We start from the raw sequence: 16,156 nt of genomic DNA, 5'->3' as shown, positions 1-16,156 counted from the left end.
TCGGTCGGGGCTTCTCGCATGTCGGAGCGCGTGCCAACTTGAACGCAATCTCAGTTAAGCGTATTTACAGTTAGGACTGTTTATTTTATGTTTTCGTGAACGAGTGTCGATGTCTCCTCTCACGACACCGGCACTCGTCCCACCGGTCGATCCATCCCGCACAGAAGCGGAGGAGCCGTGAGAAAACGGATCGTCCTACCTGTCCTGTCCATCCTCACGATCGTGATGTCCGGCATGATCGCCAACCCGGCGAGCGCGCACGGATACATCTCGTCCCCACCCAGCCGCCAGGCCAACTGCGCTCAGGGACGCGTCGCCAACTGCGGCGACATCGTCTGGGAGCCGCAGAGCGTCGAGGCCCCCAAGGGCTCGATGCAGTGCAACGGCGGCGGCAGCCGGTTCGCGGTGCTCAACGACAACAGCAAGCCCTGGCCCGCGGCCTCGGTCGGCAACAACGTCACGTTCAACTGGGTGCTCACCGCCCGCCACCGCACCAGCACCTGGGAGTACTTCGTCGGGAGCACCCGCATCGCGGTGATCAACGACAACGGCGCCCAGCCCGGTGCGACGGTCTCGCACAACGTCAGCCTCGGTGGACGCACCGGCCGGATCCTCGTCCTGGCCCGGTGGAACATCTACGACACCGCGATGGCGTTCTACTCCTGCGTCGACCTGCAGGTCGGCAGTGGTGGCGGCGGTGGCACCCCGACGCCGCCGCCGACCTCGCCGTCGCCGCAGCCGCCGCAGTCCCCGCCGCCGACCAACCCCGGCGGCACCTGGGCCGCGGGCACCGCGTACGCCGTCGGCGCCACGGTGACCTACGGCGGGCTCAGCTACCGCTGCCTGCAGGCGCACACCGCGCTCGCCGGCTGGGAGCCGCCCAACACGCCTGCCCTGTGGCAGCGCATCTGAGAACCGTCCCACCCGGTCCGCGGCTCCGCCCGAGCCGCGGACCGGCCACCGAGCCGCGGCGGGCCGCAGCCGCTCCGCCCGGCGCCCACGAGGAGCCACCGCGAATGAAGCGCTTCGTCCTGCTCGCCGTCACGCTGGCGACCCTGGCCGCGTGCGACGCGCCGCCCGGGGTCACCACCGCCCCGTCGTTCGCGCCGCCGTCCGGATCGCCGCCGCCCGCGGTCTCCGAGTCGGGCGGGCACAACCCCACCGACGTGATGTTCCTGCAGATGATGGCCGCGCAGTACGGCCCCGCCGCCGAGCTGCTCAAGCTCGCCGCCGGGCGCAGCGCGAACACGAAGGTGCGCGAGCTGGCCGCGGCGATGGACGTGACGCAGGCCGACGAGCTGGCCAAGGTGCAGGGCTGGCTGCGCGGCTGGTCCGAGCCGCTCACCCCCGCCGCCGACCCGAGCCTGCATGCCGGGCACGGCGGGCTGCCCGCGACCGGGCCGGACGAGGTCAAGGCACTGCGCGACGCCCCGGCGGCCGAGTTCGACAAGGTCTTCCTCAACCTGCTGATCGGCCACCAGCACCAGGCCGTCGAGTACGCCCGGATGGAGCTGACCGCGGGCGTCAACCCGCAGGTGCTGGAGTTCGCGACGCGCGTCGACCAGACCCGCACCGCCCAGGTCACCATGATGCTTGGCATGGTCTCCGGCTGACCGGCCGCCGCTCGTTCGTGGACGGACCACGGGTCCCCGCCGCGGCGCGGCTCGTGCGATGATCGGGCGCCGTCACCGCCGGGACCGACCTCGAGGAGCAGCGTGCAGACCCTCATCCCCGCGAGCTGGGCCGCCGTGGGCCACGGCATCCCGAGCGTGTGCAGCAGGCACGGGCTCGCCGCCACGCTGCGGGCGCGTACGAGGTTCGAGTCGGCCCCGGCCGGATGGACCTACGCGCTGATCCCGCTGGGACTCCTCGCCTTCCTCATCGTGCGGGCCGTCACGCGCCACGTCGTCGACGCGCCCGTGTGGCACTACTGCGACCGGTGCCGCAGCCGGCGTCGTCGGCAGCGGGTGGGTTTCGGGCTGCTCACGGCGGTCGGCTTCGCGATTCCGGTGGCCGCGATGGCGTCCGCGGCCGACGGGCCGGTCGCGTCCCTGCTGACGGCCGCGGCCGTGATCGCCCTGATCGTCGGGTACATCGGACTGGTCCGTGCCCGCTGGGAGGTCATCGCGCAGGCGCGGGTGACCCGGGACGGGCAGTGGATCGCCGTACGCGATCCGGCTCCCGAGTTCGACGCCGAGTTCACCGCCGCGATGACCGCCGCCGTGACAGGTCCGCAGCAGTACGCCCCGGCGGCGACGCCCGCCGTCCCGGCCGCTCCCGCGAGCGCGCACTGGTCCTCACCGCGCTGAGGCCGATCAGGGCAGCACCCGGCGGGCCGCCTCGGCCGACCATTCGACCAGCATCAGCGTCGCGTCGTCGCGGGGCGGGCCGTCCCGGAACTCGGCGACCCGGTGGGCCAGGATGCGTAGCGTCTCCGGGGCCGGCAGCCGCGCCTGTCCTGCCCGCTCGGTGAGGTCGACGAGCCGCTCGACGCCGAACATGTCCCCGTGCCGGTCGCTCGCCTCCACGACCCCGTCCGAGTACAGCAGCAGCCGGTCGCCCGGCTCCAGCGCCTCCTCGGCGACGTCGATGGTGTTGTCGTCCAGTCCCAGCGGCAGCCGGCGGCCCCCGGCCAGCTCGCGCACCGCCCGGCCGTGCCGCAGCAGCAGCGGGGCCGGATGCCCGGCGCTGATGAAGCGCAGCCGCCCCGTGCCGGTGTCCAACTCGCACAGCACACCGGTGACGTACGCGGTGTCGGGGAACTGCTCCTGCAGCGCTTCCTCCGCCGCCTGCGTGATCGCGTACAGGCCGCGGGCGTCGCGCCGGGCCGCGCGGATGGCGGCCAGCGTCGTCACCGTCATGACGGCCGCGCGCAGGCCCCGGCCCATGCCGTCGAGCACGCAGAACCAGGCGGTCTGGTCGTCGAGCGCGTAGTCGAAGGCGTCCCCGCCGATGTCGTAGTGCGGCTCCAGCACCGCGCTGATGACGAGCCGGTCGGAGGTGAACGTCAGCGGCGGCAGCGTGGACAGCAGCAGTTCCCCGGCCACCGTCATGGGTCGGGTCCGGCGGACCTGCTGCAGCGCGTCGCCGTACGGCATCTTCACCGCGATCAGGTGCCCCACCAGGTTCACATAGCTCTCGCACCAGTCCCGCAGCGCCTCGATGTCGCAGTCGTCCCGGACCACCACGATCTCGATCACGCCCAGCCGCTCGGTGCCGTCCACCAGCGGCACCCACAGCCGGCTCCCCGCGCCGGTGCCGGCCCGTTGGGTTTCCACGCTGGTGAAAGCACGCCCGGCGAGGGTGCCCTCCACGCCGAGCGGTTCGGCCGCCGCCTTGCCGAACTCCGGCAGCGGATGCAGCTGACGCTGCTCCTCGTCGACCAGGTAACACGTGGGCTCCATGCCCAGCGGACGCAGCGACGCGCTGACACACCCGGCGATCTGGTCGTCCTGTGCCTGCTGGGTCAGGTGCAGGAAGTCGAGCAGCGCCGCGTGCCACGGGTCGTACGTCACCTGGGTCATCCGCGCTCCTCGCCGTCCGTCACCGGCACGGTCGGCGCGGAGTTCCTCGCACCCCCGTGCATCTGCTGAATTTCCCCACCGGCTACCTGCTCAAACACCGGCTGAGGGCGAGGCGGCCCGGCGGGAGCCGAGCGCGGGCAGCGTCGCCGCGGCCACGGCCAGCACCAGGCAGACGCCGACGGTCGCGGCGAGGGTGCCCCACGGGATCACCATGGGCACGGCGACGCCGAGCTGCACGCTCAACCCGCGGGCGAGCGCCGCCAGAGCGGCGACGGCCACGGCCAGGCCCAGCGCCGCCCCGGTGGCGACCACTGCCGCGGTCTCGGCGGCGAGCAGGCCCAGCACCTGGCGGCGGGTCGCCCCGGACAGCCGCAGCACCCGCAGGTCCCCGGCCCGGCCGGTGGTGGACATGAGCATCGTGTTCACCACCGCCAGCAGCGCGAACCCTGCCGACACCCCGATCAGCAGCGCGGTGAACACCCACACCAGCCGGTCGTCCTCCTCCTGGCCGCTGCCCGCGTACGCGGCGGCGCTCAGCGGACGCCCGCCCAGTCCCGCGAGCACGGCTGCCGGGACGGGACGGTCGGAGTAGACGACCGAGGTCAGCGCCGACGGGTCCATCGCTCGCACCACCGCGCGGTCGAGCAGGATGCCGGCCGGCAGCGGGCCACCGGCGAGCACCGCGACCACCTCCAGCGTGATCGGCTGCCCGTCGGGGCCGGACACCGGGTGCCTGCCGCCGACGGCCCACCCCGCCGAGGCGGCGAACCCCTGCGCCACGGCCACCGGAACCAGGGGACCGGCCGGCGGCGTCCGGCCCGAACCGGCCGGCCCGACCGGAACGGCCGGCGGCGCGGCGCTCGTGGTTTCCGGGGAACCCCCCATCGGCGACCGGTGCAGGGTGGCCAGGTCGCCTTCGACGACGGTCAGCACGGTGTGCTCGGCCGGGGTGACGCCCGCGGCGGGCAGCGGCTCGGCACCCTCGTACAGGGTGGTGGGCAGGGCGGACAGGCCGCCTGCGGCGGCGACCGCGGCATCGGACAGGCCCGGCGTGCCGTCGGGCACGACCACGGCGGCGGCGTCCACGGCGGTGACCCGGTTCAGCCCGTAGTACGCGGTGGTGGTCTGCACCATCCCGCCGATGAGGACGGTGAACGCCACGCACAGCAGCACCGGCGCGGCGGCCGACGCCGAGCGCCGGGCCGCGGTGGCGACGTGCTGGCGGACCAGCAGCACGGTCGCGCCCCGGCCGCCCGCGAACGGCGCGCTGAGCAGCCGCACCGCCCTCGGCAGCAGCAGCGGGGCGAGCAGGCTGCCCGCGACGACCAGCAGCATCGCCGCGTACAGGGCGTAGGAGCCCAGGTCGGCCCCGGACGCCCGGGTCGCCGCCACACCCACCGCGACCGCGCCGACCAGGGCCACCGCACCGGCGAGCAGCCGCACCCGGCTCACCGGGCGGTCGTCGACGGCGGCCTCCCGCAGCGCCGCCAGTGGTCCTACCCGCGCCGCGCGTCGGGCCGCCGACCATGCTCCCACGAGCGCCACCAGCACCCCGGCGGCCAGCGCCGCAACGGGGACGACCGGCTGGTACAGGACGGTGAACGACGCCGGCTCGAACCCGGTGCGCACCAGCCAGCCCGCCACCGGCCCGGCGGCGAGCAGGCCCGCCGGAACTCCGATCGCCCCGCCGAGCAGGCCGAGCAGCAGCACCTCGCCGAGCACCCAGCCCCGCACCTGCCGGGGCACCGCCCCAAGCAGCCGCAGCAGCCCCAGCTCTCGGTGCCGCTGCCGGGTCGCGAACGCGAACGTCGACGCCACGATGAACACCGACACGAACGTGCCCAACGCGGCCAGGGCCGACAGCACCTGCAGGCCGATCCACCGGGTGCGGGCGTCGCCGACCGGCTCCAGCGCACCGCGCGCGTCGCCGGTCAGCACGACCCCCTCCGCACCGACCACGCCGGTCACCGCAACGGCAACCGCAGCGGGGTCGGCGTCCGCGCCGATCAGCAGGCCGATCACGGGAACCCCGCCGCCCGCGCCCCCGCTGCCCACCCGCGCGCTGCTCACGGCCGTCACCGCGTCACCCGCCCGGCTCCCGGGGCCGCCGACGGTCCCCGACACCGGGTCGCCCACCCAGATGCCGGAGCCGTCGACGGTGCCCGTCACCGTGAACGGCTGCGGCCCGGCCGCCGTCAGCAACTCCACCCGCGCACCGGGCGGCAGCCCAAGGTCCTCGCCGAGTGCGACGTCACCGGCGGCGGCCGGCGCCCGGCCCGCCGCGAGTCGGTAGCCGCCGAGGACCGCCGAGGACCAGCTGTAGGCCTCGTGCTCCCCCGTGACGGGCGCGCCGTCGCGCAGCAACTGGGCGTAGAAGCGGTGCACCGGCACTGCGGCCGACACCCCGGGCACGGCGGCGAGCCGGGCGGTCAGCGCCGCCGCCTGCTCCTTCGGCCACGGGCGCGGTTCGGTGAACGCCTCCGGGTCACTAGGCGGCACCGGACGGATCAGCACAGGGCTCGCCGCGTACCGGTCCGGGGTGACCGGGCGGGCCGAGACGAGCAGCAGGCCACAGATGGTGAGCACGGCGACCGCGACGGCGAGCGTGATCAGGGTGCCGAGCAGGCTGCGCCGGCGTTCCCGCAGCGAGGCGAGCGCGATCATGCGGCCACCGCCCCGCGGGCCAGCCGGGCGGCGATGCGTGCCGGGTCCGCGCCGGTGATCTCGTCGACCAGCCGCCCGTCGGCCAGCACCAGCACCCGGTCCGCGGCCGCGGCGGCGACCGGGTCGTGGGTCACCATGACCACGGTCTGCAAGTGCGCGTCGACCAGCCGCCGCAGCGCCGCCAGCACCACCGCCGACGACGTGCTGTCCAGCGCCCCGGTGGGCTCGTCGGCGAACAGCACCGCCGGCCGGGTGATCAGCGCGCGGGCGATGGCGACCCGCTGCTGCTCGCCGCCGGACAGCTGCGCCGGGTAGTGCCCGGCCCGCTCGGCGAGACCCACCTCGGCCAGCGCCTGCACGACCGCCGCGGCCTGCGGCGCGCGCCGGGCCAGCCGCAGCGGCAGCGCCGTGTTCTGCGCCGCGGTCAGCGCGCCGACCAGGTTGTACGCCTGGAACACGAACCCGATCCGGTCCCGCCGCAGCAGGGTGCGGGCGTGCTCGGACAGCCCGGCCAGGTCGGTGCCGTCGATGGTGATCTGCCCGCTGTCGACGGCGTCGAGCCCGGCCGCGCACTGCAGCAGCGTGGACTTGCCCGAGCCGGACGCGCCCATCACCGCGGTGAAGCTGCCGCGGGTAAACTCGGCACTCACCCCGCCGAGGGCGGTGACCGTGTTCGCGCCGGTCCCGTACGTCTTGCGGACCGCGTGCAGGCGGACCGTCGCCGTTGATGTCATGGGACCACCCCACCCGAACGCGGGGCCGGGCACACGGGTGCGGCGGCGAGGATCCGGACTAGTCCCAGCACTACTGTGCCGGGCATCGGTGCAGGTTAGGGTCGTGCGGTGACCCCTCGCACCGCCCTGTCCGCCGCCGCGACACCGCCCTGGCGGCTGGCACGGTCGAGCTGGCCGTGGCGGTCCCTGCTGTACCTGGCCGCGGGCCTGGTCCCGGCGGGGCTGCCGCTGGCGCTGCTGGCCGGGATCGAGCTGCTCCGCCCCGGACGCACCGCGCTCATCCTGCTGCTGGTCGCCGCGCTGCTGATCGTGGTCGCCGCCGGACCGCTGATCGCCGGGTTCGACCGGCGAAAGCTGCGCCTGGTCGACACCCGCCCGCTGCCCCCACGCCCGCCGCTGCGGCTCGGCGAGGCCGGCACCTGGCGCGAGATCGGGTATGCCGTGCTGAGCGCCTGCGTGGCCTGGTGGCTCGACCTGGCCGTGGTGCTGCTGTCGCTGCTCCCGCCACTGATGCTGATGTCCGCGCCGCTGCAGCCGTCCGGGCCGGGCGCGGAGCTGCCCGCCGACGCGTGGTTCACCGCGCTGCTGTGCGCCGCCGGGTTCGTGCTGCTGCCGTTCGCGGCGTACCCGATCACGGCCTGGGCCGGGGCGCGGGCCGCCGTCGCCCGCGCGGTGCTGGCCTCGGCGGACACCGACCTGGTCGAGGTGCTGCGCTCCCGGCAGCGGCTGGCCGCCGGCTTCGACGACGAGCGCCGCCGGATCGAACGCGACCTGCACGACGGCGCGCAGCAGCGGCTGGTCGCGCTGAGCGTCACGCTCGGCCTGGCCCGGCTGCGGGTCGCCGACGACCACACGGTCGCGCCGCTGCTCGACGACGCGAGGCAGCAGACCGCGGCGGCGCTGGCCGAGCTGCGCGAGCTGATCCGCGGCGTGCACCCGCAGGTGCTCAGCGACCGCGGCCTGGCCGCCGCGATCCGCGACATCGCCGGGCGCTCCCCCGTGCCCGTCGACCTGGACCTGCGGCTGGACGGGCGGCTGCCCGCACCCGTCGAGGCCACCGCGTACTTCGCGGTCAACGAGGCGCTGGCCAACCTGGCCCGGCACAGCAGTGCCACCGGCGGCCGGGTGCGCGCCTGGACGCAGGACCGGCAGCTGGTGCTGGAGGTCCACGACGACGGCGCGGGCGGTGCCGACCCGGCCCGCGGCACCGGGCTGACCGGCCTCGCCGACCGAACCGCGGCCGTCGGCGGCAGGCTGCTGCTGGCCAGCCCGCCCGGCGGGCCGACGCTGCTGCGGGTGGAGCTGCCGTGCGATCGCTGAGAGTGGTGCTGGCCGAGGACTCCGTGCTGCTGCGCGAGGGCCTGACCAGCCTGCTGCGCCATTTCGGACACGAGGTCGTCGCCGCGGTCGGCGACGCCGACGCGCTGCGCGAGCAGGTGCCGCTGGTGCGGCCCGACATCGTCGTCACCGACGTGCGCATGCCGCCCGGCTTCAGCGACGAGGGGCTGCGGGCCGCGCTGGCGTTGCGCGCCGAGCTGCCGCACCTGCCGATCCTGGTGCTCAGCCAGTACGTCGAGCAGACCTATGCCGCGGAGCTGATCGACGCGGGGCGCTCGGCGGGCACGGGATACCTGCTCAAGGACCGGGTCGGGGAGGTCGCCGAGTTCGTCGACGGGCTGGTCCGGGTCGCCGACGGGCACACCGTCATCGACCCCGAGGTGGTCCGCCAACTGCTCGACCGCCGCCGCGATCCGCTGCACCGGTTGACTCCGCGCGAGCGCGAGGTGCTCGGCCTGGTCGCGGAGGGCCGCTCCAACGCGGCGATCGCCCGCCGCCTGGTGGTCACCGAGGCGGCGGTGGCCAAGCACATCGCGGGCATTCTCGCCAAGCTCGACCTGCCGCCGGACGCCGACGACCACCGCCGCGTCCTGGCCGTGCTGGCCTACCTGCGCGGCTGACGCCCACCCCTTGACCCCCAGTTCAAGCAAGGGTCAGCGGTGTACTGGGCAACGTTTGCCGAGGTCACTGAAAGTATAAAGTGCCCCAGTCAAGGGGTCTGTGATTGCACCATTCCGGCACCACGTTCACCCACTTCACGACACATACCGCATGCAGCGTAGCGAATCGCATCATGCCAAACAGGACAAGATATGATTCCGCGCTCCCTCTAGTTGGCGACGTTGCCAACCCTGTGGCGACGTGCGGCATGTCCAATCCGTACCGGTAGGCACCGTCGTCGGTGTACTCGCACCTGTACGCGTCCTCAGCGCCGAGTAGACCCACCTCGTGGTCTCAGAGCTCCTGGAATGCGGCAAGCAGCGGCGCGGGCAAGCGTCGGCGCGACCGAGGCGACCGCCCAGGCGGGCAGCGTGAGGTCGATGTCGAGAACGCCGTCGTCGCCGACGGTCAGCGTGCTGCGGTGGAGGCCGTCGGCGACGTGGCGCAGCTCGGCGGTCTGTTCCCGCGTGATGTTGAGCGGGGCGCCCATCTGGTACCACGCCTCGGCGACGTTCCCGTGCTCCCAGTCGAGGATCTCCACGGTGAGCTCGGTGCCCGGGCGCAGTCCCTCGACCCGGTGCCGGACGCGGCGCTCAGGGCCCATCTCGGCGAGGGCTCGCGTCTCGGCGTAGCCGTTGCGGGACGCGAGCCCCGTCGTGCCCATATCGGCGGGGTAGTTGTAGAAGATGGCCGACACGTCACCCGTCGCGGACGAGCGGGTGATGGCGCCGTCGGGCAGCTCGGCCAGGAGGCGGTCACCGAGGCGGTGGAGCATGGCCATCGCGTGGAACGTCGGCTTGTGCAGGCCGTTCTCGTTGACGAACCCGAAGCCTCCGTGGAAGGGGCCGATGCCGCCGCCGCCCTCCTCGAACACGTCGGTGAAGGTCCAGTAGGAGATCGAGTCGGCCAGCGGCGCGCCCTTGAGGAACGCCCGGACGATGTACGCGGCGGCGAAGAGCGTGTCGTGGATCGCGTCGCGGCTCGACGGCGAGGTCGACCACTCGGTGATGTGCAGCTCGGCATCCGGGTACGGGCTGTTCTCGATGATCGTGCGCAGGACTTGCAGGTCGACGTACGTGGCGTCCTTCTGGCGCGTGATCGCTTTGAGAGTGCCCAGGGAGTCCGCCGCGTAGTCGGTCGGATACAGGTGGGTGGAGAGGAAGTCGATCGGCAGTCCGCGCTGCGCGCAGTACTCGATCAGCTCGTGGATCCACACCGGCTGCCAGTCGAGCTCGTCGGGGTCGGCGGCCACCGCGGTCTCGACCTCGAGCGACGGGTCGTGGGTCTCTCCGGAGTAACGGGCGTCGGGGACGAACACGCTCGTCGACGGGCCGCCGACCCGCAGCCGGGGGTCGATGGCTTTGATCGCGCGCGCCGTGGCCTCGTACAGCTCGAAGTACTCGGTGCGCGTCCCGGTCCAGAAGTTGGGCACGAGGTTCGGCTCGTTCCACACCTCGAACGGCCACTGCCGCACCTCGTCGATGCCGTACCGCTCGATCCAGTGCCGCACGGTGGCGTCGACCAGCGCGACCCACTGGCCCATCTCCTTGGGCGGGCTGCAGTGCGCCTTCCACCAGAACAGCGTCTCGGTCCGGGTGGCGAGCTCGCGCGGCATGAACCCGAGCTCCACGAACGGGCGGGCGCCCGCGTCGAGGATCGCGTCGAACACCTTGTCGACATATGCGAACGTGTAGACCGGCTCGGGCAGCGGCTGGTTCGGGCCGAAGCCGCCGCCGTCGTCGGTCCGGTAGACGAACATGTCGTCGTGGAACAGGCCGTGGAAGCGCACGTGCCGGGCGCCCAGCACCTGGACGGCCTCGCGGAAGTGCGCCTGCCAGTCCGCCCGCAACGCCTCATTCGCGCGCCCGGCACCGACGCACTCGTTCCACACATGATGCAGCCGCACCTCGGCGGGTTCCTGCCCGTCGATCAGCAGGGCTGACGTCGCCTGCTCAGTCATGAACAGCTCCTTCGCTCCGTCGCTGAGTAGGGCTTGCGAGCCTGGTGAGGTCGCTGACACGGAACCAGTCCACGTCGACGTGGCCTCCGGGCTCGGCAGTGGCGTAGTTGAAGAGGGCGAACCGGTACCCGGTGAAGTGCGCGAGGTCGTATTGCATCCGCAGGGTGTCGCCCAGCCACGTCCAGTTGCTGCCGTCGTACGAGTACGCGAACGACGCCGTGTCGACGGCATCCCGGAAGTCGACGTCAGCGCGCAGGTAGACGACGTCCGCCCGCAGCGGCACCGGTGCGCTGGTGAAGGCGGTGACGCCGTCGCCGCCCGCCCGGCGCATCACCAGGCTCTTGGTGCCGCCCTCCATCGTCACGGCGATGTATCCGTACTTGCGCTGGTAGGCGGAGATGCCTGCGACGTCCCCGTCCTTCAGGTGCGAGACGTCCAGCGAGATGGCGCCGGAGCTCGCGGGTCCGAGCGTGCGTTGGGTGAGCGTGTTGCGGGCATCGAGGATGCTCGACGCGACGCTGCCCGTGGTCAGCCGCAGGTGTCCGGGCCGCTCGGTGAGCGACCAGAACCGGTTGTCCGGGTTATGGTTCCACTGCCACTGGAGCCCCAGGTCCGACCCGTTCCATGCGTTCTCGGCGGACTCTGCCAGGAGGTCCGCGTTGGCCGTGTTCCAGTGGCCCGCGCGCTCGGGGAGGTTGTCGAAGTCGTCCGAGGCGACGACGGCGGCCCCGTCACCGGCCGTCCGTGCGGCCGCCGCGGGCGCTTGCGGATGGAGATCGAACACCGGCCACCCGTCGTCGTCCCAGGTCACGCCAATGAGCTGAGGCGCACGACCCAGCGGGCCCTCGTCCTGGAACAGCATGGCGTACCACTGTCCGTCGGATGTCTGGACGACTCCTCCCTGGGCGACGCCGGTTCCGGGTCGGCCCCCGACCGTCACGCCATGGCTGAGCACGACCCGGCCCTCCCACACACCGCCGGCCGACTGCGGCGTCAGCGACGTCGACCGCCACAGCACCTCCTGGCGAATGCCACCCGACGGCCACTCGATCATGAAGACGTAGTAGTAGTCCCCGATCCTGTACGCGTGCGCGCCCTCGGCGTTCAGTCCGCTGGTCTGGTCGACGTCGGCGTCCTCGACGAGCCGGGTCGCCGGGCCGTCCCAGGCAAGGGTCCCGTCGTCGTGCCGCCGCAGCCTGCGCAGGTCGATCGACCCGCCACCGTAGACAAGCCAGACGTCGTCGCCGTCGAACAGCAGCGACTGATCGTGGGCGTACCCGTCGAGCACCGACCTGGTCCACGGCCCGTGCTCGATGTCGGGAGTCGAGTAGACGTATGTCTGCCGCGTGGTGAGGCTGCCGACCGACACGTAGTAGGTCCCGTCATGGAACCTGATGCTCGCTGCCCAGCTGCCCTGGCCGTACGCGTCCTGGCCGTTGCGCAGCGCCAGCGCGTCCGTGTCGTCGAGGATCGCCGCGGTGTACCCGGCGATGGACCAGTGCACCAGGTCGCCCGAGCGCATGATCGGGACGCTCGGCGCGAAGTACATGGTCGTGCTGACCATGTAGTAGTACCGGCCGTCGAAGATGACGTCCGGGTCGGGCACGTCCGCGAAGATGACGGGGCCGGTGACGCCTGCCCGCACCCCGCCGTCGCGGATGTTCACCTCCGGTCGGTCCATCAGCGCAGCTCGAGCGCCACGGTGACGTAGGAGTGGGCAGGCAGCTCGACCTCGAGCCCCCGGGGGTGGGGGTGCACGCCGGCATGGTCGGTAGGGGCGACGGCGTCGAGCTGTTCGGGAGTGTTGTGCGCGTCGAGCGCCTTGGCGGTCAGCACCCGCGCGGTGTGCCCGACGACATCGCGGCCGCGCAGGTCCAGAACGAGGGTGCGGTCCGTGTCGGCGTCGAGGTTGGACAGCGAGACCAGGGCGGTGTCGCCCTTGACCGACGCGGACGCCGAGACGAGCGGCAGCTCGGTCGCGCCGACGGCGCGAGTCTCGACGTCACGCAGGTGCACCGCGAGGGCGGCGGCGTCGTGGTGGCCGGTGTTCATGGCGAACACGTGGTACGTCGGGGTGAGCACGAGCGCCCCGCTGTCGGGGTCGGTGAGGATCATGGCCTGCAGCACGTTGACCGTCTGGGCGATGTTCGCCATGACCACGCGCTCGGCGTGCCGGTGGAACGCGTCGAAGTGCACGGCGGCGACCAGGGCGTCGCGCAGCGTGTTCTGCTGGTACAGGAACCCGGGGTTGGTGCCCTTCTCCACGTTCCACCACGTGCCCCACTCGTCCACGACCAGGCCGACCTTGCGGTGCGGGTCGTAGCGGTCCATGACCGTGGAGTGCCGGGTCAGCAGCTCTTCCATGCGCCGGGCGCGGGCCATGGTCACGTACCACTGGTCCGTGCTGAACCCGGTGGCGTCGCCCTTGTCCGACCACGGCCCGGCCATCGTGTAGTAGTGCAGCGACACGGCCTGGAACGGGCCCGCCGAACCGGCTCGGTCCGCTGCCAGGTCGTCGAACGAGCGCATGAGCGTCTCGGTCCAGTGCAGGTCGGCCTCGTTCGCGCCCGCCGCGATCCGGTACAACAGGTTGCCGCCGTGGTTGCGGCAGTAGGTGGCGTACTGCCGGGCCAGCGAAGCGAACTGTTCGGCGCGCAGGTTGCCGCCGCAGCCCCACGCCTCGTTGCCCAGTCCCCAGAACGGCACCCGCCACGGCCGCTCGCGCCCGTTCGCCCGCCGCAGCGCCGCCATCGGTGAGTCGTCCGCCCGGGTCAGGTACTCCACCCACTCCGACATCTCCGCCACCGACCCGGACCCCACGTTCCCCGACACGTACGGGTCCGCACCGAGCAGCTCGCACAGGTCCATGAACTCGTGCGTGCCGAAAGCGTTGTCCTCCACCACGTCGCCCCAGTGCGAGTTGACCATCCGCGGGCGGCTCTCGCGCGGGCCGACGCCGGCACGCCAGTGGTAGTCGTCGGCGAAGCAGCCGCCCGGCCAGCGCAGGTTCGGTATCGAGATCGCCCGCAACGCCTCGACGACGTCCGAGCGGATGCCCCGCACGTTCGCGACCGGCGAGTCCTCGCCCACCCAGAACCCGCCGTAGATGCACCGCCCCAGGTGCTCGGCGAAGTGCCCGTACACGTGCCGGCTGATCGTGGCGCCGGGCAGGTCGAGGTCGATCACTGCGATCGTGCTCGTCGTCATCGTATTCCCATCAGGTGCGTGGTCCGTCATTGCTGGCCGCAGCGAGGAGCTCGCGGAGGCCAGACCCGCATCGGGCCGGGGGCACGGTTACCCCAGGTCGAGAACGGGATCGCTGTAACCGTTCGGGCTAAAGTGGCGCGCGGCGTTGCGCGCGTGAGTGCACGGCCTTACGCGCCACCGCGGGTGGAGCCACGCACCACGAGACTGACGGGCGCGACGACGTGCTCGGCCGGGCCGGTCCAGCCCGCCATCTGCCGGCGCAGCAGACCCACCGCGGTCTCGGCGACACCTTCATGGTCCGCGTCGACGGAGGTGAGGCCGGGCGGGACGAACCTGGCCATGTCGAGGTTGTCGAACCCGGCGAGCTGGACGTCGACGGGCACCCGAAGCCCGCTCTCTGCCAGGGCCGCGATCGCGCCGAGCGCGATGACGTCGGTGACGGCGAAGACGCCGTCGAAGGGCAGCCCGGACGCGATGACGTCGAGCAGGGCATCGCGTCCGGCCGCCGACGTGTAGGTGGAGACGGGCACAACATGGCGTGCGTCGACATCGAGGCCGGCATCGCGAAGTGCGCGCTCCCAGCCAGCGCGGCGGTCCGACGACATCATGTGCGCGGTGTCGAATGTGCAGCCCAGTGCAAGGATGCGTCGCGAGCCGTGCTCGATCATGTGCGCTGTCGCGAGGCGGGCGCCCTCTTCGTTGGCCAGCCGCACGTGGTTGAAGCGGTCGGGCACGTCACGCTCGCCGAGCAGCACGATCGGCTTGGGCGTGCGCACGCGGTCCAGCTGGTCGCGGTCGAGGCCGGCGACGGACAGCAGGACGCCGTCGTAGTACTGCAGTCGCGCGACGCTCACCGCCGCCATCTCATGCTCCGGGCTGGCGCTCGTCCGCTCGAGGACGAGGTGCCGCCCGTCGGCCTCGATCAGCGGCGCGATCTTGTCGGCGATCTCACCGAAGTAGTCGTGGAAGCTGGGCACGATGAAGGCGACGGTGTCGGTCCGTCCCGCGCGCAGGTGTCGCGCGGTCAGGTTGACCTCGTACCCCAGAGCCGCGACGGCGGCCATGACGCGGGCACGCGTCGGCTCGTTGACCGGCAGGCGCTCGTTGAGGACGTTCGACACGGTCATGGTCGACACGCCCGCCTCACGGGCGACGTCCGCCATCGTCACCCTCGCCATGTGTATCCTCCTGTGCGCGACGTTCTGCCACCCCAGCAACCTCTGACGAGAGGCTCGCGGCTCGGCCATACCGCGGGATGCCGTCATATTATCGATAAAATGCGGCTTGGCAAGTGAGTCCACCGAGCCTGACGGGGCGAGCTTCTGCTGACCCTGTGGGGGCCCGGCACCATCCCACGCCTACGGTGCCACCACGGTCACCGTCGCGCCGGCCTGCAGCGACACCCTGCGCCTGATGCGCACCTGCCCGTCTCCGGGCACGTCGATGGTCACCTCACGCGTCGCCAAGGCGTGGAGCACCACGCTCGACAGCACCCTGTCCCGCCACTCGAGATCGACGGCGTCACCGCCCGGACGCGCAGTCCGCGTGCCTTTCCCGATGTCCATCCGGCGGGCAATGCCGGCAGGATGGTGACGATGTCGGCGTAGGAGCGAAGGTACACAGCCGGGTACGGCTGAACGTACCCAGCTTCTGCATGATCCATAGTCGACTGTCGAGACGCTGGATGGGACATGCCGCCTGTCGGCGTTGGGTAGCTCATCGTCCGTCGGAAGCGTCGGGCGGGGGGCTCGAACCAGCGCGGCTGGCCGGCCGCTTCGCGCACGCCGCGCCGGGCAGCTGTCAGGTCCCCGGACCTGGCCGCCACCAGGGGTACGTCCGGGGCCTACCGGTCACCGGCTGACTATGCCCGCCCTGGAAGGCCGACGACGGTGTATCCCTCGATCGAGCCCATTCCTTTCGCCGTGACCTCGGCCTACCACCGCCACCGCCGAAGTGGCCAAAGTGAACGGGCAGTCACGCTGCGGGATCGATCGCGTACGGCGAGCTGGGTACGTTCAGCCGCACCTACCTGTCCACGCCAACCCGTACGCCGACAGGGCGTCGTTCTG

Annotated in this window: 13 protein-coding genes and 1 pseudogene; 5 read left to right on the top strand and 9 right to left on the bottom strand. The window is 72.4% G+C overall.

From position 1 onward, the window contains the following. Window positions 1–177: 177 nt before the first annotated feature. The 3 genes from Cco03nite_RS16185 to Cco03nite_RS16175 all read left to right on the top strand — a co-directional run bounded on the left by Cco03nite_RS16185 (window position 178) and on the right by Cco03nite_RS16175 (window position 2,309). Window positions 178–912 carry a lytic polysaccharide monooxygenase gene (locus Cco03nite_RS16185; protein WP_203692917.1) on the top strand — a complete coding sequence of 245 codons (735 nt, stop codon included), beginning with the start codon at window positions 178–180 and terminating at the stop codon, window positions 910–912. A 104-nt stretch (window positions 913–1,016) separates the two neighbouring features. Next, window positions 1,017–1,613, top strand: a complete 597-nt coding sequence (locus tag Cco03nite_RS16180; protein ID WP_203692916.1) for a DUF305 domain-containing protein — start codon at window positions 1,017–1,019, stop codon at window positions 1,611–1,613. 102 nt (window positions 1,614–1,715) lie between these two features. Continuing rightward, window positions 1,716–2,309, top strand: coding sequence for a hypothetical protein (locus Cco03nite_RS16175; RefSeq protein ID WP_203692915.1), 594 nt, complete (start codon window positions 1,716–1,718; stop codon window positions 2,307–2,309). A gap of 6 nt (window positions 2,310–2,315) precedes the next feature. Here the strand turns inward: Cco03nite_RS16175 and Cco03nite_RS16170 are convergent, their stop codons facing one another. From Cco03nite_RS16170 to Cco03nite_RS16160, 3 genes are all read right to left on the bottom strand, one after another. Then, window positions 2,316–3,524 carry a PP2C family protein-serine/threonine phosphatase gene (locus Cco03nite_RS16170; RefSeq protein WP_203692914.1) on the bottom strand — a complete coding sequence of 403 codons (1,209 nt, stop codon included), beginning with the start codon at window positions 3,522–3,524 and terminating at the stop codon, window positions 2,316–2,318. A 90-nt stretch (window positions 3,525–3,614) separates the two neighbouring features. Continuing rightward, window positions 3,615–6,188, bottom strand: a complete 2,574-nt coding sequence (locus Cco03nite_RS16165) for an FtsX-like permease family protein (RefSeq protein WP_203692913.1) — start codon at window positions 6,186–6,188, stop codon at window positions 3,615–3,617. After that, window positions 6,185–6,922 (bottom strand): ABC transporter ATP-binding protein, encoded by a 738-nt coding sequence (locus Cco03nite_RS16160; RefSeq protein ID WP_203692912.1) that lies wholly within the window; start codon window positions 6,920–6,922, stop codon window positions 6,185–6,187. The genes Cco03nite_RS16165 and Cco03nite_RS16160 overlap by 4 nt, the downstream gene beginning before the upstream one ends. A gap of 108 nt (window positions 6,923–7,030) precedes the next feature. Between Cco03nite_RS16160 and Cco03nite_RS16155 the strand changes: the two genes are divergently transcribed. Together Cco03nite_RS16155 and Cco03nite_RS16150 are read left to right on the top strand one after the other, a co-directional pair. Continuing rightward, window positions 7,031–8,242, top strand: a complete 1,212-nt coding sequence (locus tag Cco03nite_RS16155) for a sensor histidine kinase (RefSeq protein ID WP_203692911.1) — start codon at window positions 7,031–7,033, stop codon at window positions 8,240–8,242. Window positions 8,243–8,244: 2 nt separating this feature from the next. Then, window positions 8,245–8,880 carry a response regulator gene (locus tag Cco03nite_RS16150; RefSeq protein ID WP_239167421.1) on the top strand — a complete coding sequence of 212 codons (636 nt, stop codon included), beginning with the start codon at window positions 8,245–8,247 and terminating at the stop codon, window positions 8,878–8,880. 305 nt (window positions 8,881–9,185) lie between these two features. Here Cco03nite_RS16150 and Cco03nite_RS16145 read toward each other — a convergent pair whose 3' ends face one another. From Cco03nite_RS16145 to Cco03nite_RS42865, 6 genes and pseudogenes are all read right to left on the bottom strand, one after another. Beyond that, window positions 9,186–10,880: a GH39 family glycosyl hydrolase gene (locus Cco03nite_RS16145; RefSeq protein ID WP_203692909.1), complete on the bottom strand. Its 1,695-nt coding sequence runs from the start codon at window positions 10,878–10,880 to the stop codon at window positions 9,186–9,188. Further along, entirely contained in the window at window positions 10,873–12,561 is a 1,689-nt protein-coding gene (locus tag Cco03nite_RS16140; protein WP_203692908.1) for a glycoside hydrolase family 43 protein, read from the bottom strand. The genes Cco03nite_RS16145 and Cco03nite_RS16140 overlap by 8 nt, the downstream gene beginning before the upstream one ends. Continuing rightward, window positions 12,561–14,087: an alpha-N-arabinofuranosidase gene (locus Cco03nite_RS42870; protein ID WP_203692907.1), complete on the bottom strand. Its 1,527-nt coding sequence runs from the start codon at window positions 14,085–14,087 to the stop codon at window positions 12,561–12,563. Before Cco03nite_RS42870 ends, Cco03nite_RS16140 begins: the two co-directional genes overlap by 1 nt. Before the next feature lie 26 nt (window positions 14,088–14,113). After that, window positions 14,114–14,206: pseudogene (locus Cco03nite_RS43175) on the bottom strand (hypothetical protein); the annotation flags it as partial. 48 nt (window positions 14,207–14,254) lie between these two features. Continuing rightward, entirely contained in the window at window positions 14,255–15,250 is a 996-nt protein-coding gene (locus Cco03nite_RS16130; protein ID WP_203692906.1) for a LacI family DNA-binding transcriptional regulator, read from the bottom strand. A gap of 195 nt (window positions 15,251–15,445) precedes the next feature. Then, on the bottom strand, window positions 15,446–15,568 hold the full coding sequence (locus tag Cco03nite_RS42865; protein ID WP_275412043.1) for a hypothetical protein: 123 nt from the start codon (window positions 15,566–15,568) through the stop codon (window positions 15,446–15,448). Between the last annotated feature and the right edge of the window lie 588 nt (window positions 15,569–16,156).

The organism is Catellatospora coxensis (assembly GCF_016862635.1).
Taxonomy (GTDB): Bacteria; Actinomycetota; Actinomycetes; order Mycobacteriales; family Micromonosporaceae; genus Catellatospora; species Catellatospora coxensis.
This window is presented reverse-complemented; position numbering and strand designations above follow the sequence as displayed.